We start from the raw sequence: 16,749 nt of genomic DNA, 5'->3' as shown, positions 1-16,749 counted from the left end.
GATCTCTGGGCCTACGGCCACCAGCCGAGCAGGCTCCCGCCGATCTTGACGACGAAGGCGGCGACGATGACGACGAAGAGCGCTCGGACGAAGCCACTGCCTCGTGCCACCGCGGTGCGCGCGCCGACGTAGCCGCCGAGCAGGTTGGCGGCGGCGATGACGACGCCGACCTTGAGGATGACCAGGCCCATCGGGGCGAAGACCGTGAGGGCCCCGAGGTTGGTGGCGAAGTTGGCGATCTTGGCCTTGGCGCTGGCCTCGAGGAAGTTGTAGCCGAGCAGGCCGACCAGCGTGAAGACGAGGAAGCTGCCGGTGCCGGGGCCGAGCGCGCCGTCGTAGCCGCCGATGACGAAGCCCGTCAGCATCGCGAGCACGGTGTGCCGGGCGCCGTGGAAGCGTCGGATCGACTCCTTGCCCAGGTCTGGCTTGAAGAGGGTGTAGGCGCCGACGAGGACGAGCAGCACGAGGATGATCGGGTTGAACGCCGACTTGGGGATGTGCAGGCCGATGAGGGCCCCGCCGATCGACCCGACGTAGGCGACGGCCGCCATCGGCAGCGCGGTGCGCAGGTCGGGCTTCACGCGCCGGTAGAAGGTGACCGAGCTCGTCGCGGTGCCGAAGATGGAGCCGAACTTGTTCGTGGCCAGCAGCTGGGCGGGCAGGGCGCCCGGGAGGCCGACGAGCAGCGCCGGCAGCTGGACGAGCCCGCCCCCGCCGACGACGGCGTCGATCCAGCCGGCGACGAAGGCAGCCGCGGCCAGGAACGCCAAGGTCGTCAGGGTGGGGTCGCTCACGCCTCGTCGTCCGCCCGCGCCTCGTGGTTCCAGAGGGCCACGATGCCGGCGACGTCGAGCAGCTCCTCGGCGACGGCGTCCGGGCGGGCGACGACGGTCGACCGCTGCCCGGCAGGGATGTCGGAGTGGGGCACGAGGATGGCCCGCATGCCGACCTGGTGCGGACCGTGGACGTCCTCGAAGAGGCGGTCGCCGACGTAGACGGCGCGCTCCGGGGCGACACCGAGCGCGTCGCAGGCGGCATGGAACGCCTCCGGGTGCGGCTTGACCACGTGGATCTCGGACGAGTAGACGTCGGCGTCAAGCAGGTGCAGCACGCCGTCGCGCTCGAACACCTCGCGGTGGTAGTCCCGCGTCCAGATGGTGTTGGACAGCACCCCGATGCGGATCCCCTTGCGCCGCAGCGACTCCCACAGGGGTCGAACCTGCTCGTCGGTGTGGGTGTGCGGCTCCCAGAAGCGCTGGTAGGCCGCGAGCGCGAGGTGGTGCCGGTCGTGGGCCGGGTCGACCCCGGCCTCCTCGAGGATGGCGGCGAGCGATGCGCTCTCGTGCGTCTCGCGTCCGCGACGCCAGGCGCGCTCCTCCGCCTCGTGGATGCGCAGCGCCAGCGAGTCGGCCTCGGCGAGGTCCTCCACGGGCATGTCGGGGTCCTCGACCGGCAGGCCGTGCACGGTGCGGGCGAAGACCCGCCACTGCTGCGGCAGGTCGACCTCGTGCCAGGGCGTGAGGGTGCCACCCCAGTCGAAGACCACCGCCTCGACCGGGCGCGCGCCACCCCTCACGAGCGCTCGACCTCGGCCGTCACCTCGGCCGTCAGGGCGGCCACGACGTCGTCCACCGCGACCTCGCGCCGCTCCCCCGACCGGCGGTCCTTGATCTCGACCTTGCCGTCCGCGAGGCCGCGCCCGATGACGAGGATGGTCGGGATGCCGATGAGCTCGGAGTCCTTGAACTTCACGCCGGGGCTGACGCCCTTGCGGTCGTCGACGAGGACCATGAGGCCCTGCACCTCGAGCTCGCGGGCGATCTCCTCGGCCTTGACGAAGAGCGCGTCGTCCTTGCCGGCGGCGACGATGTGCACGTCGGCCGGGGCGAGCTCGCGCGGCCAGATGATGCCGGACTCGTCGTGGTTGCCCTCGACCACACACGCCACGGCGCGCGAGACGCCGACGCCGTAGGAGCCCATGACGACGGTGACGAGCTTGCCGTTCTGGTCGAGCACCTTGAGGTCGAGAGCCTCGGCGTACTTGGTGCCGAGCTGGAAGACGTGGCCCATCTCGATGCCGCGGGCGGCGGACAGCGTGTGGTCGCAGTTGGGGCACGGGTCGCCGGGGCGCACCTCGGCGGCCTCGATGGTGCCGTCGGCGGTGAAGTCCCGGCCGGCGACGAGGTCGATGACGTGCTGGCCGGCGACGTTCGCACCGGTGACCCAGCGGGTGCCCTCCGCGACGCGCGGGTCGAGCAGGTAGCGGACGCCGGAGCTGCCCTCGAGGCCCAGGGCGCCGGGACCGATGTAGCCCTTGACGAGCGCCTGGTTGGCGGCGAAGTCGGCCTCGGTGAAGGCCTCGACCTCGGCCGGCTCGACCTGGGCGCCGAGCCGCTTCTCGTCGACCTCGCGGTCGCCGGGCACGCCGATGGCGAGCGGCTCGCGGGCGCCGTCCGGGTGCACGAGCATGACGATGACGTTCTTGAGAGTGTCACCGGCCACCCAGGACCGGTCCTCGCGCGGGAAGCGTTCGTTGAGGTGGGCGACGAGCGTCTCGATCGTCGGGGTGTCGGGCGTGTCCTCGGCGTGGGCGGCAGGCACGCCGTCCCACCCGATCGGGTCGGGGGCGGGCACGCGTACGGCCTCGACGTTGGCGGCATACCCGCAGCTCGTGCAGTGCACGTAGGTGTCCTCGCCGACCTCGGCCGTCGCGAGGAACTCCTCGCTCTTGCTGCCGCCCATGGCGCCGGCCATCGCCTCGACGATGACGTAGTGGAAGCCGAGGCGGTCGAAGATGCGGACGTAGGCCTCGCGGTGCAGCTGGTAGCTCTTGTCGAGCCCGGCGGCGTCGACGTCGAAGGAGTAGCTGTCCTTCATGACGAACTCGCGGCCGCGGAGCACGCCGGCGCGGGGACGCGCCTCGTCGCGGAACTTCGTCTGGATCTGGTAGATCGACAGCGGCAGGTCCTTGTAGGAGCTGAAGAGGTCCTTGACGGCGAGGGTGAACATCTCCTCGTGCGTCGGGCCGAGCAGGTGGTCGGCGCCCTTGCGGTCCTGCAGGCGGAAGATGTTGTCGCCGTACTCGGTCCAGCGGCCGGTCGCCTCGAAGGGCTCCTTGGGCAGCAGCGCCGGGAAGAGCAGCTCCTGGGCGCCGATGGCGTCCATCTCCTCGCGGACGATCCGCTCGACGTTGCGCAGCACGCGCAGGCCGAGCGGCAGCCAGGTGTAGACGCCGGGGCTGACGCGGCGGACGTAGCCGGCGCGCACGAGGAGCCGGTGGCTCGGGACCTCTGCGTCCGCCGGGTCCTCGCGAAGGGTTCGCAGGAACAGGGACGACATGTGCAGGGCCACCGGGACTCCTCGGCTGACTATGGGACTCAGGTTGCTGGCGGTGTCGCCGCAACCTCGGCAGGATATCGGGGTCCACGGGCCGGCTCACGACGTGCTGGCGCGGACGGGCCCCGGGTGGTCGCGGAGCGGACGTCGCGGCGCCCGGGGGCGCCCCCGGCGTACGGTCCCGGCATGGCAGACGTCTACCTGCACGGGCACCACCCGAGCGTGCTCGCCTCGCACGGCGCGCGCACGGCCGCGGACTCAGCCGCCTACCTGCTTCCCCACCTCCACGAGGGCCTGCGGGTCCTCGACGTGGGCTGTGGCCCGGGCACGATCACGCTCGACCTCGCCGAGGCGGTGGGCCCTTCGGGTGAGGTGGTCGGGATCGAGAACGTCGAGGGACCGCTCGGCGAGGCCCACCGCACCGCTGCCGCCCGCGGTGACGAGCGGACGCGCTTCGAGCTCGCCGACGTCATGACGCTGCCGTATGCCGCCGCGTCCTTCGACGTCGTGCACGCCCACCAGGTGCTCCAGCACCTTCCCGACCCCGTCGGCGCCCTGCGCGAGATGGCGCGGGTGACCCGCCCCGGCGGGCTCATCGCCGTGCGCGACGTCGACTACGCCTCGATGGTGTGGCACCCCGCGTCCGAGGGGATGACGCGCTGGCTCGACCTCTACCGGCAGCTGGCCCGCCTCAACCACGCCGAGCCCGATGCCGGGCGCCACCTCGTCGCGTGGGCGCATGCCGCCGGCCTGACGCAGCTCACTCCGTCGGCGTCGCTGTGGACGTACGCGACGCCGGAGCAGTGCGCCTGGTGGGGCGGCGTCTGGGCGCGGCGGGCGCTCGAGTCGACGTTCGCGACGCAGGCGCTCGAGCGCGGGCTCGCGAAGCGCGAGGACCTGGAGGAGATCAGCACGGCCTGGCTCGCGTGGTCGCGACACCCTGACGCGTGGTTCGCCATGACCCACGCCGAGGTGCTCGCCCGCGTCTGACCGACGGCGGAACCGGGTGGCCGCAACCGTGCCGACTTTGCCAGTGTTGGCGTATGCCGTCCGCCTCCCTTGCGTTCACCCTCCTGACGGACCCTGCCGAGGCCCAGGACCGCTTCGCCGGCCTCGTCGCGCGAGAACCCGAGGCGATGAGCGTCGTTGCGAGCGTGACGCGCTCGCTGGTTCTCGACCCTGGCCGCTACGTCGGGCCCCGGTGGTGGGCCGGCACCTCCCCCTCGGGCGAGGTGGTGGCCGCGTTCATGCACACGCCGCCGCACCCCCTGCACGTCGCGGTCGCCACGGACGCCGAGGCCCGGGCCCTCGCCGCCGAGCTCGCTGCGCTCGCCGAGGCGGGCGACGCACTGCCCGGTGTCGGGGGCACGCGCGGTCCGGCCGAGGCCTTCGCGGCGGAATGGTCCGAGCGCACCGGCGCGACCGTGACGGTGACGATGGAGGTCGGTCGCTACGACCTTCCCACCCGGCCGGTGCTGCCGTTCCGGGTGAGCGGAACGTTCCGGGTCGCGGGGGTCGCGGACACGGAGCTGCTCGACGCGTGGCACCAGCAGTTCATCGACGCCGTCGACGGCAGCGGCCGCAGGGCCGCTCCCCTCACGCAGCAGCTCGCGGACGGACGGGTCGGGCTGTGGGAGGACGGCGGGCGCCCGGTCTCGATGGCCTACGCCTCACCGGCGAGCGGCGGCATCACACGCATCTCCGGGGTGTGGACGCCGCCGGAGCTGCGCGGGCACGGCTACGCCAGCGGCGTCGTCGCGGCGCTCAGCTCGGCCCGCATGGATGCCGGCGAGGCGTGCATGCTCTACACCGACCTGGCCAACCCGACGTCCAACGCGATCTACGCGGCGATGGGCTACCGCCGGGTCGGCGACAACATCCAGCTCAGCTTCGGCCGCTGACTCCAGCGGCCCGCAGCGCCATGCGGATCATCGGCCACTGCAGCGGCAGGCGCAGGAGGGTCGCTGCCAGGTAGGCGCGGCGACGCGGGTCCCCGGGCCGCCGCGCCAGGCGACGCCTCGCTCCCGTCGCCATCGACACGTTGGCCGGGAACACGGCGACGAGCACGGCCGCCGAGGCGATCCCGGCGGCCCGCCGGGTCGGAGGCGCGAGCAGGCCTGCCGCACAGGCGAGCTCGGCCGCGCCCGAGGCATACACCAGCGCCCGGTGGGCCGGCAGCTGCTTCGGGACGATGGCCTCGAACACCTGCGGCCTGACGAAGTGCAGGGTGCCCGACAGGGCGAAGAGCCCGGCCAGCGCGGCGGCGTCCTTGCGAAGTGGTGCTTTCGGGCCGGTCCTCATTGGCTCACCCTAGGTCCCGGCCGGGTCAGAGCAGCACCGTGGTGAACGAGCCCACCTCGCGGAACCCGCAGCGGTCGTAGGTGGCCCGGGCCGGGGTGTTGAAGTCGTTGACGTAGAGCGACACCTCGTCGGCCATGGTCGTGAGCACCAGCTCCACGACGCTGGCCATCGCCGGCACGGACAGGCCCCGGCCCCTTAGCCGCGGGTGCAGCCAGACACCCTGGACCTGCGCACACCCGAGGGCGAGCGAGCCCACGTCGGCCTTGAAGACCACCTCGCCGTCCTCGACCTTGACGAAGGTGTGACCGGCCCGGATGAGCGCCGCGATGCTCGCCCGGTAGCCGCGGTCGGACCCGAAGTACGGCGGGTAGCCGATCTCCTCGGTGAACATGTGCGCCGCGGCCGGCAGCACGAGGTCGACCTCGTCGAGGCGGGCCGGTCGGATGTCGGGATCGAGGTCGAGCCCGAGAGACGACGGCCGGATCGTGGTCGTCAGCAGCGGCTGGTGGGTGCGGATGGCGCGCGCCGGACCCCATGTCGGGCCGAGACGCTCCCACAGCCCGGCGACCTGTGCGCTCGGGCCGAAGATCGAGGCGCACTGGCGTCGCATCCGCATGATCCGCGACGCCACGGCCGCCAGGCCGTCGTCGTCGAGCTCGACCGGGACGACGTTGGCGCTGACCCACGCGAGCCCGCGCAGCTGCCCCTCGTTCCAGTGCCCGAGCAGCGCGCCCGGCGACGTGCGCAGCGCGCCCTCGACGATGCGGGCCGCGACGAACGCGTTCGCCACGCGGTTGCGCGCGCAGAGGGCGAGCGCTGCGTCGTGGTCGGCCGACGAGAGCGGCCGCACGGGAAGGCGTTGGCGGAGCACCTCCCCAGACTGCCCGTCCGCGGCGCGGGTGTCACCTTGGCGCGCCTCGCGGCGACTCCGGACGTGCGCTCGTGGCGTCCGAGCGGGGCCTTGAGGCGGCGCCAGGGTGTCGCCGTGCACGGCCGCGGTGGGCGGCAGGAGGCGTACGCGGGCGGCCGGCTCAGCGACGCCGGTGCAGCACCGGGTGGGCCAGGTCGGTGTTGTCGAGCACCCAGGTCGCACACGCGCGCGGGTCGGCGGCAGCGAGGTAGAGTCGCTGGCCCTGGACGTAGCGCCGGTTGGACTCGGCCTCCGGGTCGGCGTCGTGGTCTCCGGGGAACCGCCCGTTGCCCCGCGGCACCGACACGGCGAAGGGCACGTCGACGAAGACGGTCGCGTCCCACTCGCCCGCCAGCTCGGGCCGCTGGAGGAAGATCCCGTCGACGAGCAGGACCGTGTCCTGTCCGACCGGGACCGGTTCGGGGTGGACCGGCCGGTCGGCGTCGACGTCGTGCACGGCCGGTGTCACGGGCTCACCACGGCGGAACGGCTCGAGCACGACGCGGCGGAAGGTGTCGTAGTCGTAGGAGTCCTCGTAGAACGTCTCGGGCCCCCGGCCGCGGGCGGTCCGCTGGGCCCTCGGCCGGTGGAAGCCGTCGATCGAGACGCGCACCACGTGGCGCCTGATGTCGAGGCCGGCGACGACCTCGGCCAGCTGGTCGGCGAGGACCGTCTTGCCGGCCCCGTCGACCCCGTCGATCGCCACGGCGACCCGCTCCCCCGGGCGCACGGCCACGACCTGCTCGGCGAGCTCCCGCAGGACCTCGAAGCGCCGGGTCGAGGTGACGGGCGGGCGCACCTCAGCCGACGGTGACGCTGGGGGACCCGGCCGAGTCCTCGTCGACGGGCTCGCCCATCTCCTCGGCGAGGCGCATGGCCTCCTCGATGAGGGTCTCGACGATCTGCGCCTCGGGCACGGTCTTGATGACCTCGCCCTTGACGAAGATCTGGCCCTTGCCGTTGCCCGAGGCCACGCCGAGGTCGGCCTCGCGGGCCTCACCGGGGCCGTTGACGACGCAGCCCATGACGGCGACGCGCAGCGGCACGGTCATGCCCTCGAGGCCGGCCGTCACCTGGTCGGCGAGGGTGTAGACGTCGACCTGGGCGCGACCGCACGACGGGCACGAGACGATCTCGAGCTTGCGCGGGCGCAGGTTGAGGCTCTGCAGGATCTGGATGCCGACCTTGACCTCCTCGACCGGCGGGGCCGAGAGGGAGACGCGGATGGTGTCGCCGATGCCGCGCGAGAGCAGTGCTCCGAACGCGGTCGCCGACTTGATGGTGCCCTGGAAGGCGGGCCCCGCCTCGGTGACGCCGAGGTGCAGCGGCCAGTCGCCGCGCTCGGCGAGCAGCTCGTAGGCGCGGACCATCACGACGGGGTCGTTGTGCTTGACGGAGATCTTGAAGTCGTGGAAGTCGTGCTCCTCGAAGAGGCCGGCCTCCCACACGGCCGACTCGACGAGCGCCTCCGGGGTGGCCTTGCCGTACTTGGCCAGCAGCCGCTTGTCGAGGCTGCCCGCGTTGACGCCGATGCGGATGGAGACGCCGGCGTCCTTGGCCGCGCGCGCGATCTCCTTGACCTGGTCGTCGAACTGGCGGATGTTGCCCGGGTTGACGCGCACGCCCGCGCAGCCGGCGTCGATGGCCGCGAAGACGTACTTCGGCTGGAAGTGGATGTCGGCGATGACCGGGATCTGGCTCTTGCGGGCGATCGCCGGCAGGGCCTCGGCGTCGTCCTGGCTGGGGCACGCCACACGGACGATGTCGCAGCCGGCGGCGGTCAGCTCGGCGATCTGCTGGAGCGTCGCGTTGACGTCGGTCGTGGGCGTCGTCGTCATCGACTGCACCGAGACGGGGAAGTCACTGCCCACGCCCACCTTGCCGACCTGGATCTGGCGGGTCTGACGCCGGGGGGCGAGGACCGGCGGGGGCGCGGACGGCATACCGAGGGAGACGCTCATGGCGCCATTATTGCTCGCTCCGCGACCGCACCCTGCGTGGGCAGGTCGCCGCGGGGTTGCGCGGGGGTCGCTCTGGGTGGGCCCGCCGGGCTCAGCCGAAGGGCTTGATCGGCTTGACGATGTCGGCGTAGATGAGCAGCACCGACATCGTGATGAGCACGAGGGACATGCCGTAGGCGATGGGCAGGCCCTTGGCCACGTCGACGAAGCCGGGGTCGGGGCGGTGCCGCAGCCGCGCCCAGCCCCGCTTGATCGCCTCCCAGATGGCCCCTGCCACGTGCCCGCCGTCGAGCGGGAGCAGCGGGATCAGGTTGAAGACGAAGAGCGCCAGGTTGAGCGAGGCGATGATGAGGACCAGCTGCGCCAGCTTGACCCAGTTGCCGCCCTCGTCGGCGGGGATGTCGAGCGCAGCGACCTCGCCGCCGATGCGACCGACCCCGACCACCGAGATCGGCCCGTTGGGGTCACGCTCCTGCGAGCCGAACGCTGCCTGGACGACGCCCGCCATCTTCTGGGGGATGTTGACGATGATCGAGGCGGTGTCGACGACCCGGTCCCAGACGAAGACCGGCGCCTGTGTGATCGGCGTCTTGACGAGCTCCTGCGTCGGCGTGATGCCGGCGAAGCCCATCGACGCCAGCACCGGCTTGCCGTCCTTGGCGACCGGGTTGCCCTTGGCGTCGTAGGTGGCGCGGTCGATGACCGCCGGCTTGATCGAGATGGTGACCTTGCGGTCGCCGCGCTGGACGACCCACGTCATCGGCTTGCCGTTGCTGTCGCGGATGGCCGCGGTGACCTGGTCCCAGCTGCTGATGGGCTCGCCGTCGACCGACAGGATGCGGTCGCGCTCCTGCAGGCCGGCCGCCTTGGCCGGGGCGACCGGGTCCCCCGGCTTGCACTGCGGCTGCGGCACCTGCAGCGTCGGGGTCGCCGTCGGCACGCACGGCGAGAGCAGCCCGACCTTCGGGGCGACCTGCGGCAGTCCGTAGAGCGTGATGACACCGGTCAGCAGGACGGCCGCGATGATCAGGTTCATGATCGGGCCGCCGAGCATGATGACGATCTTCTTGCCGGGGCTCAGCCGGTAGAAGACGCGGTCCTCGTCGCCGGGCTGGACCTCCTCCATCGAGTCGGCCCGTGCCTGGTCGACCATCTGGCTGAACCGCCCCGTCGAGAGGGTGCGCAGCTCACCCGGCTTGTCACCGGGACGCGGCGGCAGCATGCCGATCATGCGGACGTAGCCGCCCAGCGGGATGGCCTTGATGCCGTACTCTGTCTCGCCACGCCGGCGCGACCAGATGGTCGGCCCGAAGCCGACCATGTACTGGGTGACCTTGACCCCGAACTTCTTGGCCGGGACGAGGTGTCCGATCTCGTGCAGCGCGATGCTGAGTGCCACGCCGACGACGACGACCAGGACCCCTAGGAAGAACAGCACCCGCTCATTGTCACATCCCCTCGCTGTGGTCCCGGTTCGATGTGGCTAGGCGCCCGCTTGGAGGTGATCCGCGACCGGATGCGGTCGCCGATCACCTCGATCCGCGCGCTCAGGCGGGGATGGTGCGCGCCGCCGCCGCTCGGGCCCAGGCGTCGGCGGCCAGCACGTCGTCGAGCGTGAGCTCACGCGCCTGCGCGCCCGGCTCGGCGGCATACGCGTCGACGACCCTCGCCACGGTGTCGACGATGTCGACGAAGCCGATGCGACCGTCGTGGAAGGCGTCGACGGCCACCTCGTTGGCGGCGTTGTAGACCGCCGGCCACGTGCCGCCCGCCTCCCCCACCCGGCGCGCCAGGGCGACGGCCGGGAACGCGTCGTCGTCGAGCGGCTCGAACTCCCACGACTGGGCCCTCGTCCAGTCGACCGGCACGTCGGCGTCGGCGATGCGCTCGGGCCAGCTCATCCCGAGCGCGATCGGCACGAGCATGCGCGGCGGCCCGGCCTGGGCGATCGTGGAGCCGTCGACGAACTCGACCATCGAGTGGATCATCTGCTGCGGGTGCACGACGACGTCGATGCGCTCGAACGGGATGTCGAAGAGCAGGTGCGCCTCGATCACCTCCAGCCCCTTGTTGACGAGCGTCGCCGAGTTGGTCGTGATGACGCGGCCCATCGAGAAGTTGGGGTGGGCCAGCGCCTGCTGCGGCGTCACGTCGGCGAGCTCGGCGCGGCTGCGACCGCGGAAGGGACCACCGCTGGCGGTCACCACGAGTCGGCGCACCTCCTCTGCCCGTCCCCCGCGCAGGCACTGCGCGATGGCGCTGTGCTCCGAGTCGACGGGGACGATCTGGCCCGGCGCCGCGAGCGCCTTGACGAGCGGGCCGCCGATGATGAGCGACTCCTTGTTGGCCAGCGCCAGCGTCGTGCCCGCGCGGAGGGCAGCGAGCGTGGGCTCCAGGCCGATCGCGCCCGTGATGCCGTTGACGACGACGTCGGCTTCCCGCGCCGCCAGCGCCGTGCTCGCTCCCGGACCGACGAGCAGCTCCGGGTCGTATGCCGTGACGCCGGCCGCGTCGGCCGCGCTCGCGACCGCTCGGGCGAGGGCCTCCTGCGTCGCGCTCGCCGCTGCGACCACGGGCACCTGCAGGGCGACGGCCTGCTCGGCGATCAGGTCGAGGTTGGACCCGGCGGAGAGCCCGACGACCTGGAACCGGTCACGGTTGCGGTGGACCAGGTCGAGGGCCTGCGTGCCGATGGAGCCGGTGGAGCCGAGCAGGACGACGCGGCGGGGACGCTCGGAGGTGTCAGTCACCCGCGCATTCTTCCGCAGCGGCGCCGGCTACGTCGCGATGCCCCGCTGGGCCAGCAGCTCGTCGCGCTGGAAGGCGTAGGCGACAGCCCACGCCATCCTCAGGCGGTACATCCGGATGTCGTCGCCCCAGGAGAGTGGGCTGCTGCCGTAGTGGGCGGTCCAGTGCGCGACGACCTCGTCGAGGTCCGGCCCCGGCTGCAGCAGCTCGGCCTGGCCGTGGCTGAAGAGGGCGAGCTGCTCGCCGTCGATGTGGGCCACGCTGACCGCCGGTCGGCGTTCGAGGTGCCTCGCCTTGGCCGACGAGCCCGAGGTGCCGAAGGTCCACGTGCCGTGGAGGAAGTGACCGTCGAGGGCGCTGATGCGCGGCTCGCCGGAGGCCGTCACGGTCGCGACCGACAGCACCTTCATCCCCGTCAGCAGGGCGACCAGCTGCTCGGCGGTCAGGGTGCGCTCGTCGTCGATGATGCTGCGCAGGTGACCGGTCGCCCGCGCGTGCGAGGCGTCGAGGAGCGCCTGCAGGGCTGCCGTCTCGTCGGGTGTCTCGAGCATCCTCCGACGCTAGCGCCGTGCACCGACACCCGGGCCGGTTCGCGCGTGCCGGTCAGTCGCGCCTGCCGGTCACCCGCGGGGTGTCGGCTCCCCCGGTCACCACCAGAGCAGGTCGGCCGCCGTCGCGAAGCCATCGACTCCCCAGACGGGCCACGGCCCGAAGTCGTAGGCCGCCGCGGGCGCCGCGACGTGTGGTGGCGGGAGCAGCACGCTCGAGGGAACCGAGGCGACCACCGAGGCGGCCGGCACCGACTCCTGCACCGACTCCTGCACCGACTCCTGCACCGACTCCTGCACCGGCTGCTGGCCCGGCGGCAGGAAGCCCGTGAGCGGGTCACGCTGCGGCAGCGCCCCGGCCTCGGCGAGGCTCTTGGCGACGGCCAACCTGGTGCGCATCAGCGCTGCGATGCCCGAGCCGTCGACGACGCGACCGGGGCCGGCCGGCAGCCAGCCGGTGAACGTCTCGGTGAGGCGTGCCCCGAGCTCGCACGGCTCGATGGTCGTCACCACGTCGGCCTCGTGCGACGACGTCAGGTCGCGCTCGACGATCCGGGCGGCCGGGGTGGCCTCGACGACGAGCGAGACCGAGACCGCGCGCCGTCCGTCGTCGTGACGGTGGACCGCGAGCACGTGCTCGCGGCCGGGCTCGTCGGCGAGGTCCAGCCGGACGAGCTGCTCCAGCGAGGGCTTGAGCAGCTGCTCGGACGAGGGCTGGCCCAGCACCTCCCAGAGCTGGGCGGGGGTGACGGCGATGTCGACGGAGGCCGTCTCGTGCACCGGCAGCACCCCGGGCACCCCACCCGATGCGGGGCCGTGACCAACGAAGCCGCTCGAGGCCGCCTCGTCGACCGGCTCCTCGGCGGCCATGTCCCGGGTGCGTCCCCGTGGGCTTCCCTCGACGTCCGCCTTGAGACCCAGCAGCGCCCGGGCCATCCACGCGCGGGCGAACTCGGCGACCGGGTCGCTGGGCGCCAGCCCCGTGAGCTGCTGCTCGACGACGCACCCGCCGTCGAGCGGCTCGAGGGTCGTGGTTACCGTCAGGTCCGCCGCGCCGTCCTGCGCCCGGGCGACGACCCGCACCCCGTGGTCCACGTCGACGATCGTGCTGAGGCCCACCCACAGCCGTCCGTTCGGCCGCCGCCAGACCCCGACGAACTCCGGCAGGCTGCCGGGCTCGCGGACGCCCGCAACCGCTGGCACGGGCGTGACGCGGACGCAGTCCACCCCCAGCTCCGCCCCGGGACCGGGCGTCACGAGGTGCGGCCAGACGTCCTCCGGCGCACGCTCGATGAAGACGCGGTGCCCGACGTCGCGCACCACGACGGCCGGGGCCGGCTCGGAGCGACGGCCGGCCCGGTCCCCGAAGAGGCCGCGCAGAAGGCTCACGCCCGAGAGTCTGCCGTCGCCGCGGGCGACGCGTGAGCGGATTCGCGGCATTGCGCCCCGACGGCGAGAATGGTCCGGTGAGGACGCGCGGGTCACGCCAGACGGCACTGGCCGTACTCGCCGTCGTGGTCGTGGTGCTCACGTGGCTCGTCGTCCGGGCCGGGCAGGTCCCGCCCGCGCCGGGAAGCCAGCAGGCCTCGGCCACCGCGACCTACACCCCTGGCCCCGGAGCCACCGACCCCACCTCCGGCCTGCCGTGGGTGCCCGAGTCCTCCCTGCCGCCCGAGGCCCGCCACACCCTGGCGCTGATCCGGGCCGGTGGACCGTTCCCCTACCCGCGCAACGACAACCAGACCTTCGCCAACCGTGAGCGGCTCCTGCCGGCCGAGCCGCGCGGCTACTACCGCGAGTTCACCGTCGTGACACCGGGATCGCCGGACCGCGGTCCCCGCCGGATCATCACCGGCAGCGGCGGCGAGAAGTACTGGACCGCCGACCACTACGCCTCGTTCGACCGGATCCGGGAGGGCACGTGACGACGTTCCTCGGCCGGCACAGCGAGCCGGACGACCACATCGAGCAGCTGCGGTGGCTCGGGCACGACGTGCGCGTCGTCTCCGGGGGCACCGACAAGGTGAGCGTCCTCGAGGCGTTCGCCACCGGTCTCGACCTGCCGGACTGGTTCGGGCGCAACTGGGACGCGCTGCTCGACGCCCTGCGCGACCTCGACCCCTCGCGCGACGGCCCGATCGAGCTCGTCTGGGACCACGCCGGGGCGCTGCGCGAGCACGACCGCGAGAGCTACGACACCGTGGTCGACATCCTCGAGCAGGCCGCCGAGGAGCGCGACGACCTCCTGGTCACCGTCGTCACCCGTTAGCCCGGGGCAGCCCGCCGCCGTATGCCGTCACGCCACCCCGCGCACGAGCCCGCGGGCCCGGGGTGCGCCGCGGACGGCATACGCCCTCGGGTGCTCAGGAGACGAACACGCGGTCGTCGATGAGGCGCTCGCTGACCTCCTGGCCCTCCGGGTGGAAGCGCCCGTGCTCGAAGTCCTTGGCGAACTCGAGCTCGACGTGGGCCTTGCCGTGGCGGTTCTTCTCGATGCTGACGACCGACCACCCGCGGAACCGCTCGATGTTGCCGAGGTTGTAGACGAGGTGCTCGCGCGAGACCACGTCGACCTTGTCGTTGACGATGAGGACGACGTCGGCCTCGAAGGCGAGCGCCGAGGAGCCACGCAGGTCGTGGGTGCGCATCCGGTGGCCCGAGGCCAGCGCGTCCTTGTCCGCGGCCGAGATGGCGACGACGGGCACGCGCGCCGAAAGGGCCAGGTCCTTCAGTCCCTCGGCCGCCGCAGTGACCCGCTCGTCCTCGCCGGGACGGTCGACCGGCACCTTCTGGATGTAGTCGAGCAGCACGAGCGGCGCCTGGCCGGTGCTCTCCGTGACACGGGCGACGGCCTCGCGCACCTGCTCGAGGGTCGTCGTGACGCCGGAGGACTCGTGGATCTGCAGCCGGTCGGCGTAGCCGACGAGGGCGGCGTGCGCCCCGGCGCCGCCGCGGAGCGCGGCGAGCACCGACTCGAGCGACTCCCCCCGGTCGGCGGTCTCGAGGGCACGGCGCACGTCGATGACACCCGCGACCTCGCCCGGGTCGGCCTCGGCCGCCTCGAGCGAGATGAGCCGCTCGAGGAGGGTGTGGCTCTCGTGCTCGTAGGAGAAGACGAGGGCGCAGCCGCCGGCCGCCACGGCGTTGCGTGCCACCTGCATCCCGAGCGTCGTCTTGCCGTGGCCGGCCGGACCGCCGAGCAGCACGAGCTCGCCGGAGCGCAGGCCCCCGGTGAGCACGGTGTCGAGGGCCGGGAAGCCGGTCGACCACACCCGCGCACCGGCGGGCGTGCCGCGTCTCAGGACCTCGTCGGTCTCGGTCAGCAGGGCGTCCAGGGGTCGCAGCGACCCCGCGTCACGATGGCCGTCTGGTGTCCCCATGCGCCGATTGCACCACAACGTTCCCCGGCGCCGGAGCCCTTCGGGGGAATCCGGCGCCGGTCGACGGTGGCGTCAGAGGGCGATGCCGACGTACTTCGTCTCGAGGTACTCGTCGATGCCCTCGAAGCCGCCCTCGCGGCCGACACCGGAGGCCTTGACGCCACCGAACGGCGCGGCCGGGTTGGACACGATCCCCTGGTTGACGCCGACCATCCCGAACTCGAGCGCCTCGGAGACCGTGAGGGCGCGCGACAGGTCGTTGGTGAAGAGGTAGGCGACGAGGCCGTACTCGGTGTCGTTGGCCATCGCGATGGCCTCCTCGTCGGTGGTGAAGGTCGACACCGGCGCCACCGGGCCGAAGATCTCCTCGCGCGTCAGGTCGGCGTCGGCCGGCACGTCGGTGAGCACGGTGGGCTGGTAGAACCAGCCGGCGCCGTCGCGGGCGGAGCCGCCGACGACGACGCGCGCGCCCTTCTCGACGGCGTCGTCGACGAGGGCCGACACCTTGTCGCGCGACTTCTCGTCGACCAGGGGCCCGACGTCCACACCGTCCTCGGTGCCGCGACCGAGCGTGAGAGCACCCATCCGCTTGCCGAGCTCGGCCGAGAACTCCTCCGCGATCGACTCGTGGACGTAGAAGCGGTTGGCGGCGGTGCAGGCCTCGCCCATGTTGCGCATCTTGGCGAGCATCGCGCCGGTGACGGCCTTGTCGACGTCGGCGTCACCGAAGACGAGGAAGGGCGCGTTGCCGCCGAGCTCCATCGAGACGCGCAGGATCTGCTCGGAGGCCTGCTCCATGAGCTTGCGGCCGACCGGCGTCGAGCCGGTGAAGGTGAGCTTGCGCAGGCGCGGGTCGCGGATGAGCGGCTCCATGACCTCGCCGGTGCTGCTCGTCGTGACGACGTTGAGGACGCCGTCGGGCAGGCCGACCTCGCGGAGCAGGTCGGCGAGGGCGAGCATGGTCAGCGGCGTCTGGCTGGCCGGCTTGACGACCATCGTGCAGCCGGCCGCGATGGCGGGACCGATCTTGCGGGTGCCCATGGCCAGCGGGAAGTTCCACGGCGTGATCATCAGCACCGGGCCGACGGGCTGCTTCATCGTCATCAGGCGCGTGGCGCCGTTGGGCGAGGTCGCGTAGCGACCACCGATGCGCACGGCCTCCTCCGAGAACCAGCGGAAGAACTCGCTGCCGTAGGCCACCTCGCCGCGCGACTCGGCGAGCGTCTTGCCCATCTCGAGCGTCATGAGCATGGCGAACTCGTCGGCCCGCTCGGTGATCTTCTCGTATGCGGCCCGCAGGATCTCCGCGCGGTCGCGCGGTGTCGTGCGTGCCCAGTCCGCCTGGGCCGCGACGGCCGCGTCGAGCGCGGCCGTGCCGTCCTCGACGCTGGCGTCGGCCACGTGCGTCAGCACCTCGCCGGTGGCCGGGTCGTCGACGGCAAGGGTCTTGCCCCCGCTCGCGTCGCGCCACTGACCGCCGATGAAGAGCCCCTTGGGGACCGACTCGAGAACTGACTCCTGCGTCACCGTTGCCATGCCTGAAACCCTAATCCTGTCGTCGTGGT

General features: G+C 72.5%; 17 protein-coding genes. 4 read left to right on the top strand and 13 right to left on the bottom strand.

The window, feature by feature from the left end:
* Positions 1-11 precede the first annotated feature (11 nt).
* The 3 genes from AB0316_RS12280 to AB0316_RS12270 are packed head-to-tail and all read right to left on the bottom strand — an operon-like array spanning position 12 to position 3,351.
* The gene (locus AB0316_RS12280; protein ID WP_366273293.1) at positions 12-794 is read right to left on the bottom strand and encodes a TSUP family transporter; all 783 of its coding nucleotides are present in this window, start codon (positions 792-794) and stop codon (positions 12-14) included.
* Positions 791-1,576 carry an HAD family hydrolase gene (locus tag AB0316_RS12275; protein WP_366273292.1) on the bottom strand — a complete coding sequence of 262 codons (786 nt, stop codon included), beginning with the start codon at positions 1,574-1,576 and terminating at the stop codon, positions 791-793. Before AB0316_RS12275 ends, AB0316_RS12280 begins: the two co-directional genes overlap by 4 nt.
* On the bottom strand, positions 1,573-3,351 hold the full coding sequence (locus tag AB0316_RS12270) for a proline--tRNA ligase (RefSeq protein ID WP_366273291.1): 1,779 nt from the start codon (positions 3,349-3,351) through the stop codon (positions 1,573-1,575). Before AB0316_RS12270 ends, AB0316_RS12275 begins: the two co-directional genes overlap by 4 nt.
* 171 nt (positions 3,352-3,522) lie before the next feature.
* Between AB0316_RS12270 and AB0316_RS12265 the strand changes: the two genes are divergently transcribed.
* Positions 3,523-4,326, top strand: a complete 804-nt coding sequence (locus AB0316_RS12265; RefSeq protein WP_366273290.1) for a methyltransferase domain-containing protein — start codon at positions 3,523-3,525, stop codon at positions 4,324-4,326.
* 53 nt (positions 4,327-4,379) lie between these two features.
* Positions 4,380-5,237 carry a GNAT family N-acetyltransferase gene (locus AB0316_RS12260; RefSeq protein ID WP_366273289.1) on the top strand — a complete coding sequence of 286 codons (858 nt, stop codon included), beginning with the start codon at positions 4,380-4,382 and terminating at the stop codon, positions 5,235-5,237.
* Here AB0316_RS12260 and AB0316_RS12255 read toward each other — a convergent pair.
* From AB0316_RS12255 to AB0316_RS12220, 8 genes are all read right to left on the bottom strand, one after another.
* Positions 5,221-5,637 carry a MauE/DoxX family redox-associated membrane protein gene (locus AB0316_RS12255; protein ID WP_366273288.1) on the bottom strand — a complete coding sequence of 139 codons (417 nt, stop codon included), beginning with the start codon at positions 5,635-5,637 and terminating at the stop codon, positions 5,221-5,223. The two genes, AB0316_RS12260 and AB0316_RS12255, sit on opposite strands and share 17 nt — an antisense overlap.
* Before the next feature lie 25 nt (positions 5,638-5,662).
* Positions 5,663-6,508: a GNAT family N-acetyltransferase gene (locus AB0316_RS12250; protein WP_366273287.1), complete on the bottom strand. Its 846-nt coding sequence runs from the start codon at positions 6,506-6,508 to the stop codon at positions 5,663-5,665.
* A gap of 160 nt (positions 6,509-6,668) precedes the next feature.
* Entirely contained in the window at positions 6,669-7,346 is a 678-nt protein-coding gene (locus AB0316_RS12245; RefSeq protein WP_366273286.1) for a uridine kinase, read from the bottom strand.
* A gap of 1 nt (position 7,347) precedes the next feature.
* Positions 7,348-8,508 carry a flavodoxin-dependent (E)-4-hydroxy-3-methylbut-2-enyl-diphosphate synthase gene (gene ispG / locus AB0316_RS12240; RefSeq protein WP_366273285.1) on the bottom strand — a complete coding sequence of 387 codons (1,161 nt, stop codon included), beginning with the start codon at positions 8,506-8,508 and terminating at the stop codon, positions 7,348-7,350.
* Between the two features lie 91 nt (positions 8,509-8,599).
* On the bottom strand, positions 8,600-9,946 hold the full coding sequence (locus tag AB0316_RS12235; RefSeq protein ID WP_366273284.1) for a site-2 protease family protein: 1,347 nt from the start codon (positions 9,944-9,946) through the stop codon (positions 8,600-8,602).
* Positions 9,947-10,055: 109 nt separating this feature from the next.
* On the bottom strand, positions 10,056-11,258 hold the full coding sequence (gene dxr, locus AB0316_RS12230) for a 1-deoxy-D-xylulose-5-phosphate reductoisomerase (RefSeq protein ID WP_366273283.1): 1,203 nt from the start codon (positions 11,256-11,258) through the stop codon (positions 10,056-10,058).
* Between the two features lie 27 nt (positions 11,259-11,285).
* The gene (locus AB0316_RS12225) at positions 11,286-11,807 is read right to left on the bottom strand and encodes a pyridoxamine 5'-phosphate oxidase family protein (RefSeq protein WP_366273282.1); all 522 of its coding nucleotides are present in this window, start codon (positions 11,805-11,807) and stop codon (positions 11,286-11,288) included.
* A 96-nt stretch (positions 11,808-11,903) separates the two neighbouring features.
* Positions 11,904-13,193, bottom strand: coding sequence for an SRPBCC family protein (locus tag AB0316_RS12220; RefSeq protein ID WP_366273281.1), 1,290 nt, complete (start codon positions 13,191-13,193; stop codon positions 11,904-11,906).
* A 77-nt stretch (positions 13,194-13,270) separates the two neighbouring features.
* Here AB0316_RS12220 and AB0316_RS12215 point away from each other — a divergent pair, with 77 nt between their 5' ends.
* The gene (locus tag AB0316_RS12215; RefSeq protein ID WP_366273280.1) at positions 13,271-13,729 is read left to right on the top strand and encodes a ribonuclease domain-containing protein; all 459 of its coding nucleotides are present in this window, start codon (positions 13,271-13,273) and stop codon (positions 13,727-13,729) included.
* The gene (locus tag AB0316_RS12210; protein WP_366273279.1) at positions 13,726-14,073 is read left to right on the top strand and encodes a barstar family protein; all 348 of its coding nucleotides are present in this window, start codon (positions 13,726-13,728) and stop codon (positions 14,071-14,073) included. The genes AB0316_RS12215 and AB0316_RS12210 overlap by 4 nt, the downstream gene beginning before the upstream one ends.
* A gap of 94 nt (positions 14,074-14,167) precedes the next feature.
* On the opposite strand, the gene AB0316_RS12205 is transcribed toward AB0316_RS12210, so the two are convergent.
* Both AB0316_RS12205 and AB0316_RS12200 read right to left on the bottom strand, forming a co-directional pair.
* The gene (locus AB0316_RS12205; RefSeq protein WP_366273278.1) at positions 14,168-15,184 is read right to left on the bottom strand and encodes a DnaB-like helicase C-terminal domain-containing protein; all 1,017 of its coding nucleotides are present in this window, start codon (positions 15,182-15,184) and stop codon (positions 14,168-14,170) included.
* A gap of 72 nt (positions 15,185-15,256) precedes the next feature.
* A complete protein-coding gene (locus AB0316_RS12200) occupies positions 15,257-16,720 on the bottom strand; it encodes an NAD-dependent succinate-semialdehyde dehydrogenase (RefSeq protein WP_366273277.1) in 1,464 nt (487 codons plus the stop codon).
* Positions 16,721-16,749: the final 29 nt, after the last annotated feature.

The sequence above is a fragment of the Terrabacter sp. NPDC080008 genome (genome assembly GCF_040702505.1).
Taxonomy (GTDB): Bacteria; Actinomycetota; Actinomycetes; order Actinomycetales; family Dermatophilaceae; genus Terrabacter.
Note: the sequence above shows the minus strand (reverse complement) of the source record. Positions and strands in the feature narration are given on the sequence as shown.

Excerpts from the sequence above, each read along its gene's own strand:
- AB0316_RS12200 (WP_366273277.1), bottom strand. The coding sequence starts at position 16,720 with ATGGCAACGGTGACGCAGGAGTCAGTTCTCGAGTCGGTCCCCAAGGGG.
- AB0316_RS12205 (WP_366273278.1), bottom strand. The coding sequence starts at position 15,184 with ATGGGGACACCAGACGGCCATCGTGACGCGGGGTCGCTGCGACCCCTG.
- AB0316_RS12255 (WP_366273288.1), bottom strand. The coding sequence starts at position 5,637 with ATGAGGACCGGCCCGAAAGCACCACTTCGCAAGGACGCCGCCGCGCTG.
- AB0316_RS12225 (WP_366273282.1), bottom strand. The coding sequence starts at position 11,807 with ATGCTCGAGACACCCGACGAGACGGCAGCCCTGCAGGCGCTCCTCGAC.
- ispG (WP_366273285.1), bottom strand. The coding sequence starts at position 8,508 with ATGAGCGTCTCCCTCGGTATGCCGTCCGCGCCCCCGCCGGTCCTCGCC.
- AB0316_RS12260 (WP_366273289.1), top strand. The coding sequence starts at position 4,380 with ATGCCGTCCGCCTCCCTTGCGTTCACCCTCCTGACGGACCCTGCCGAG.
- AB0316_RS12265 (WP_366273290.1), top strand. The coding sequence starts at position 3,523 with ATGGCAGACGTCTACCTGCACGGGCACCACCCGAGCGTGCTCGCCTCG.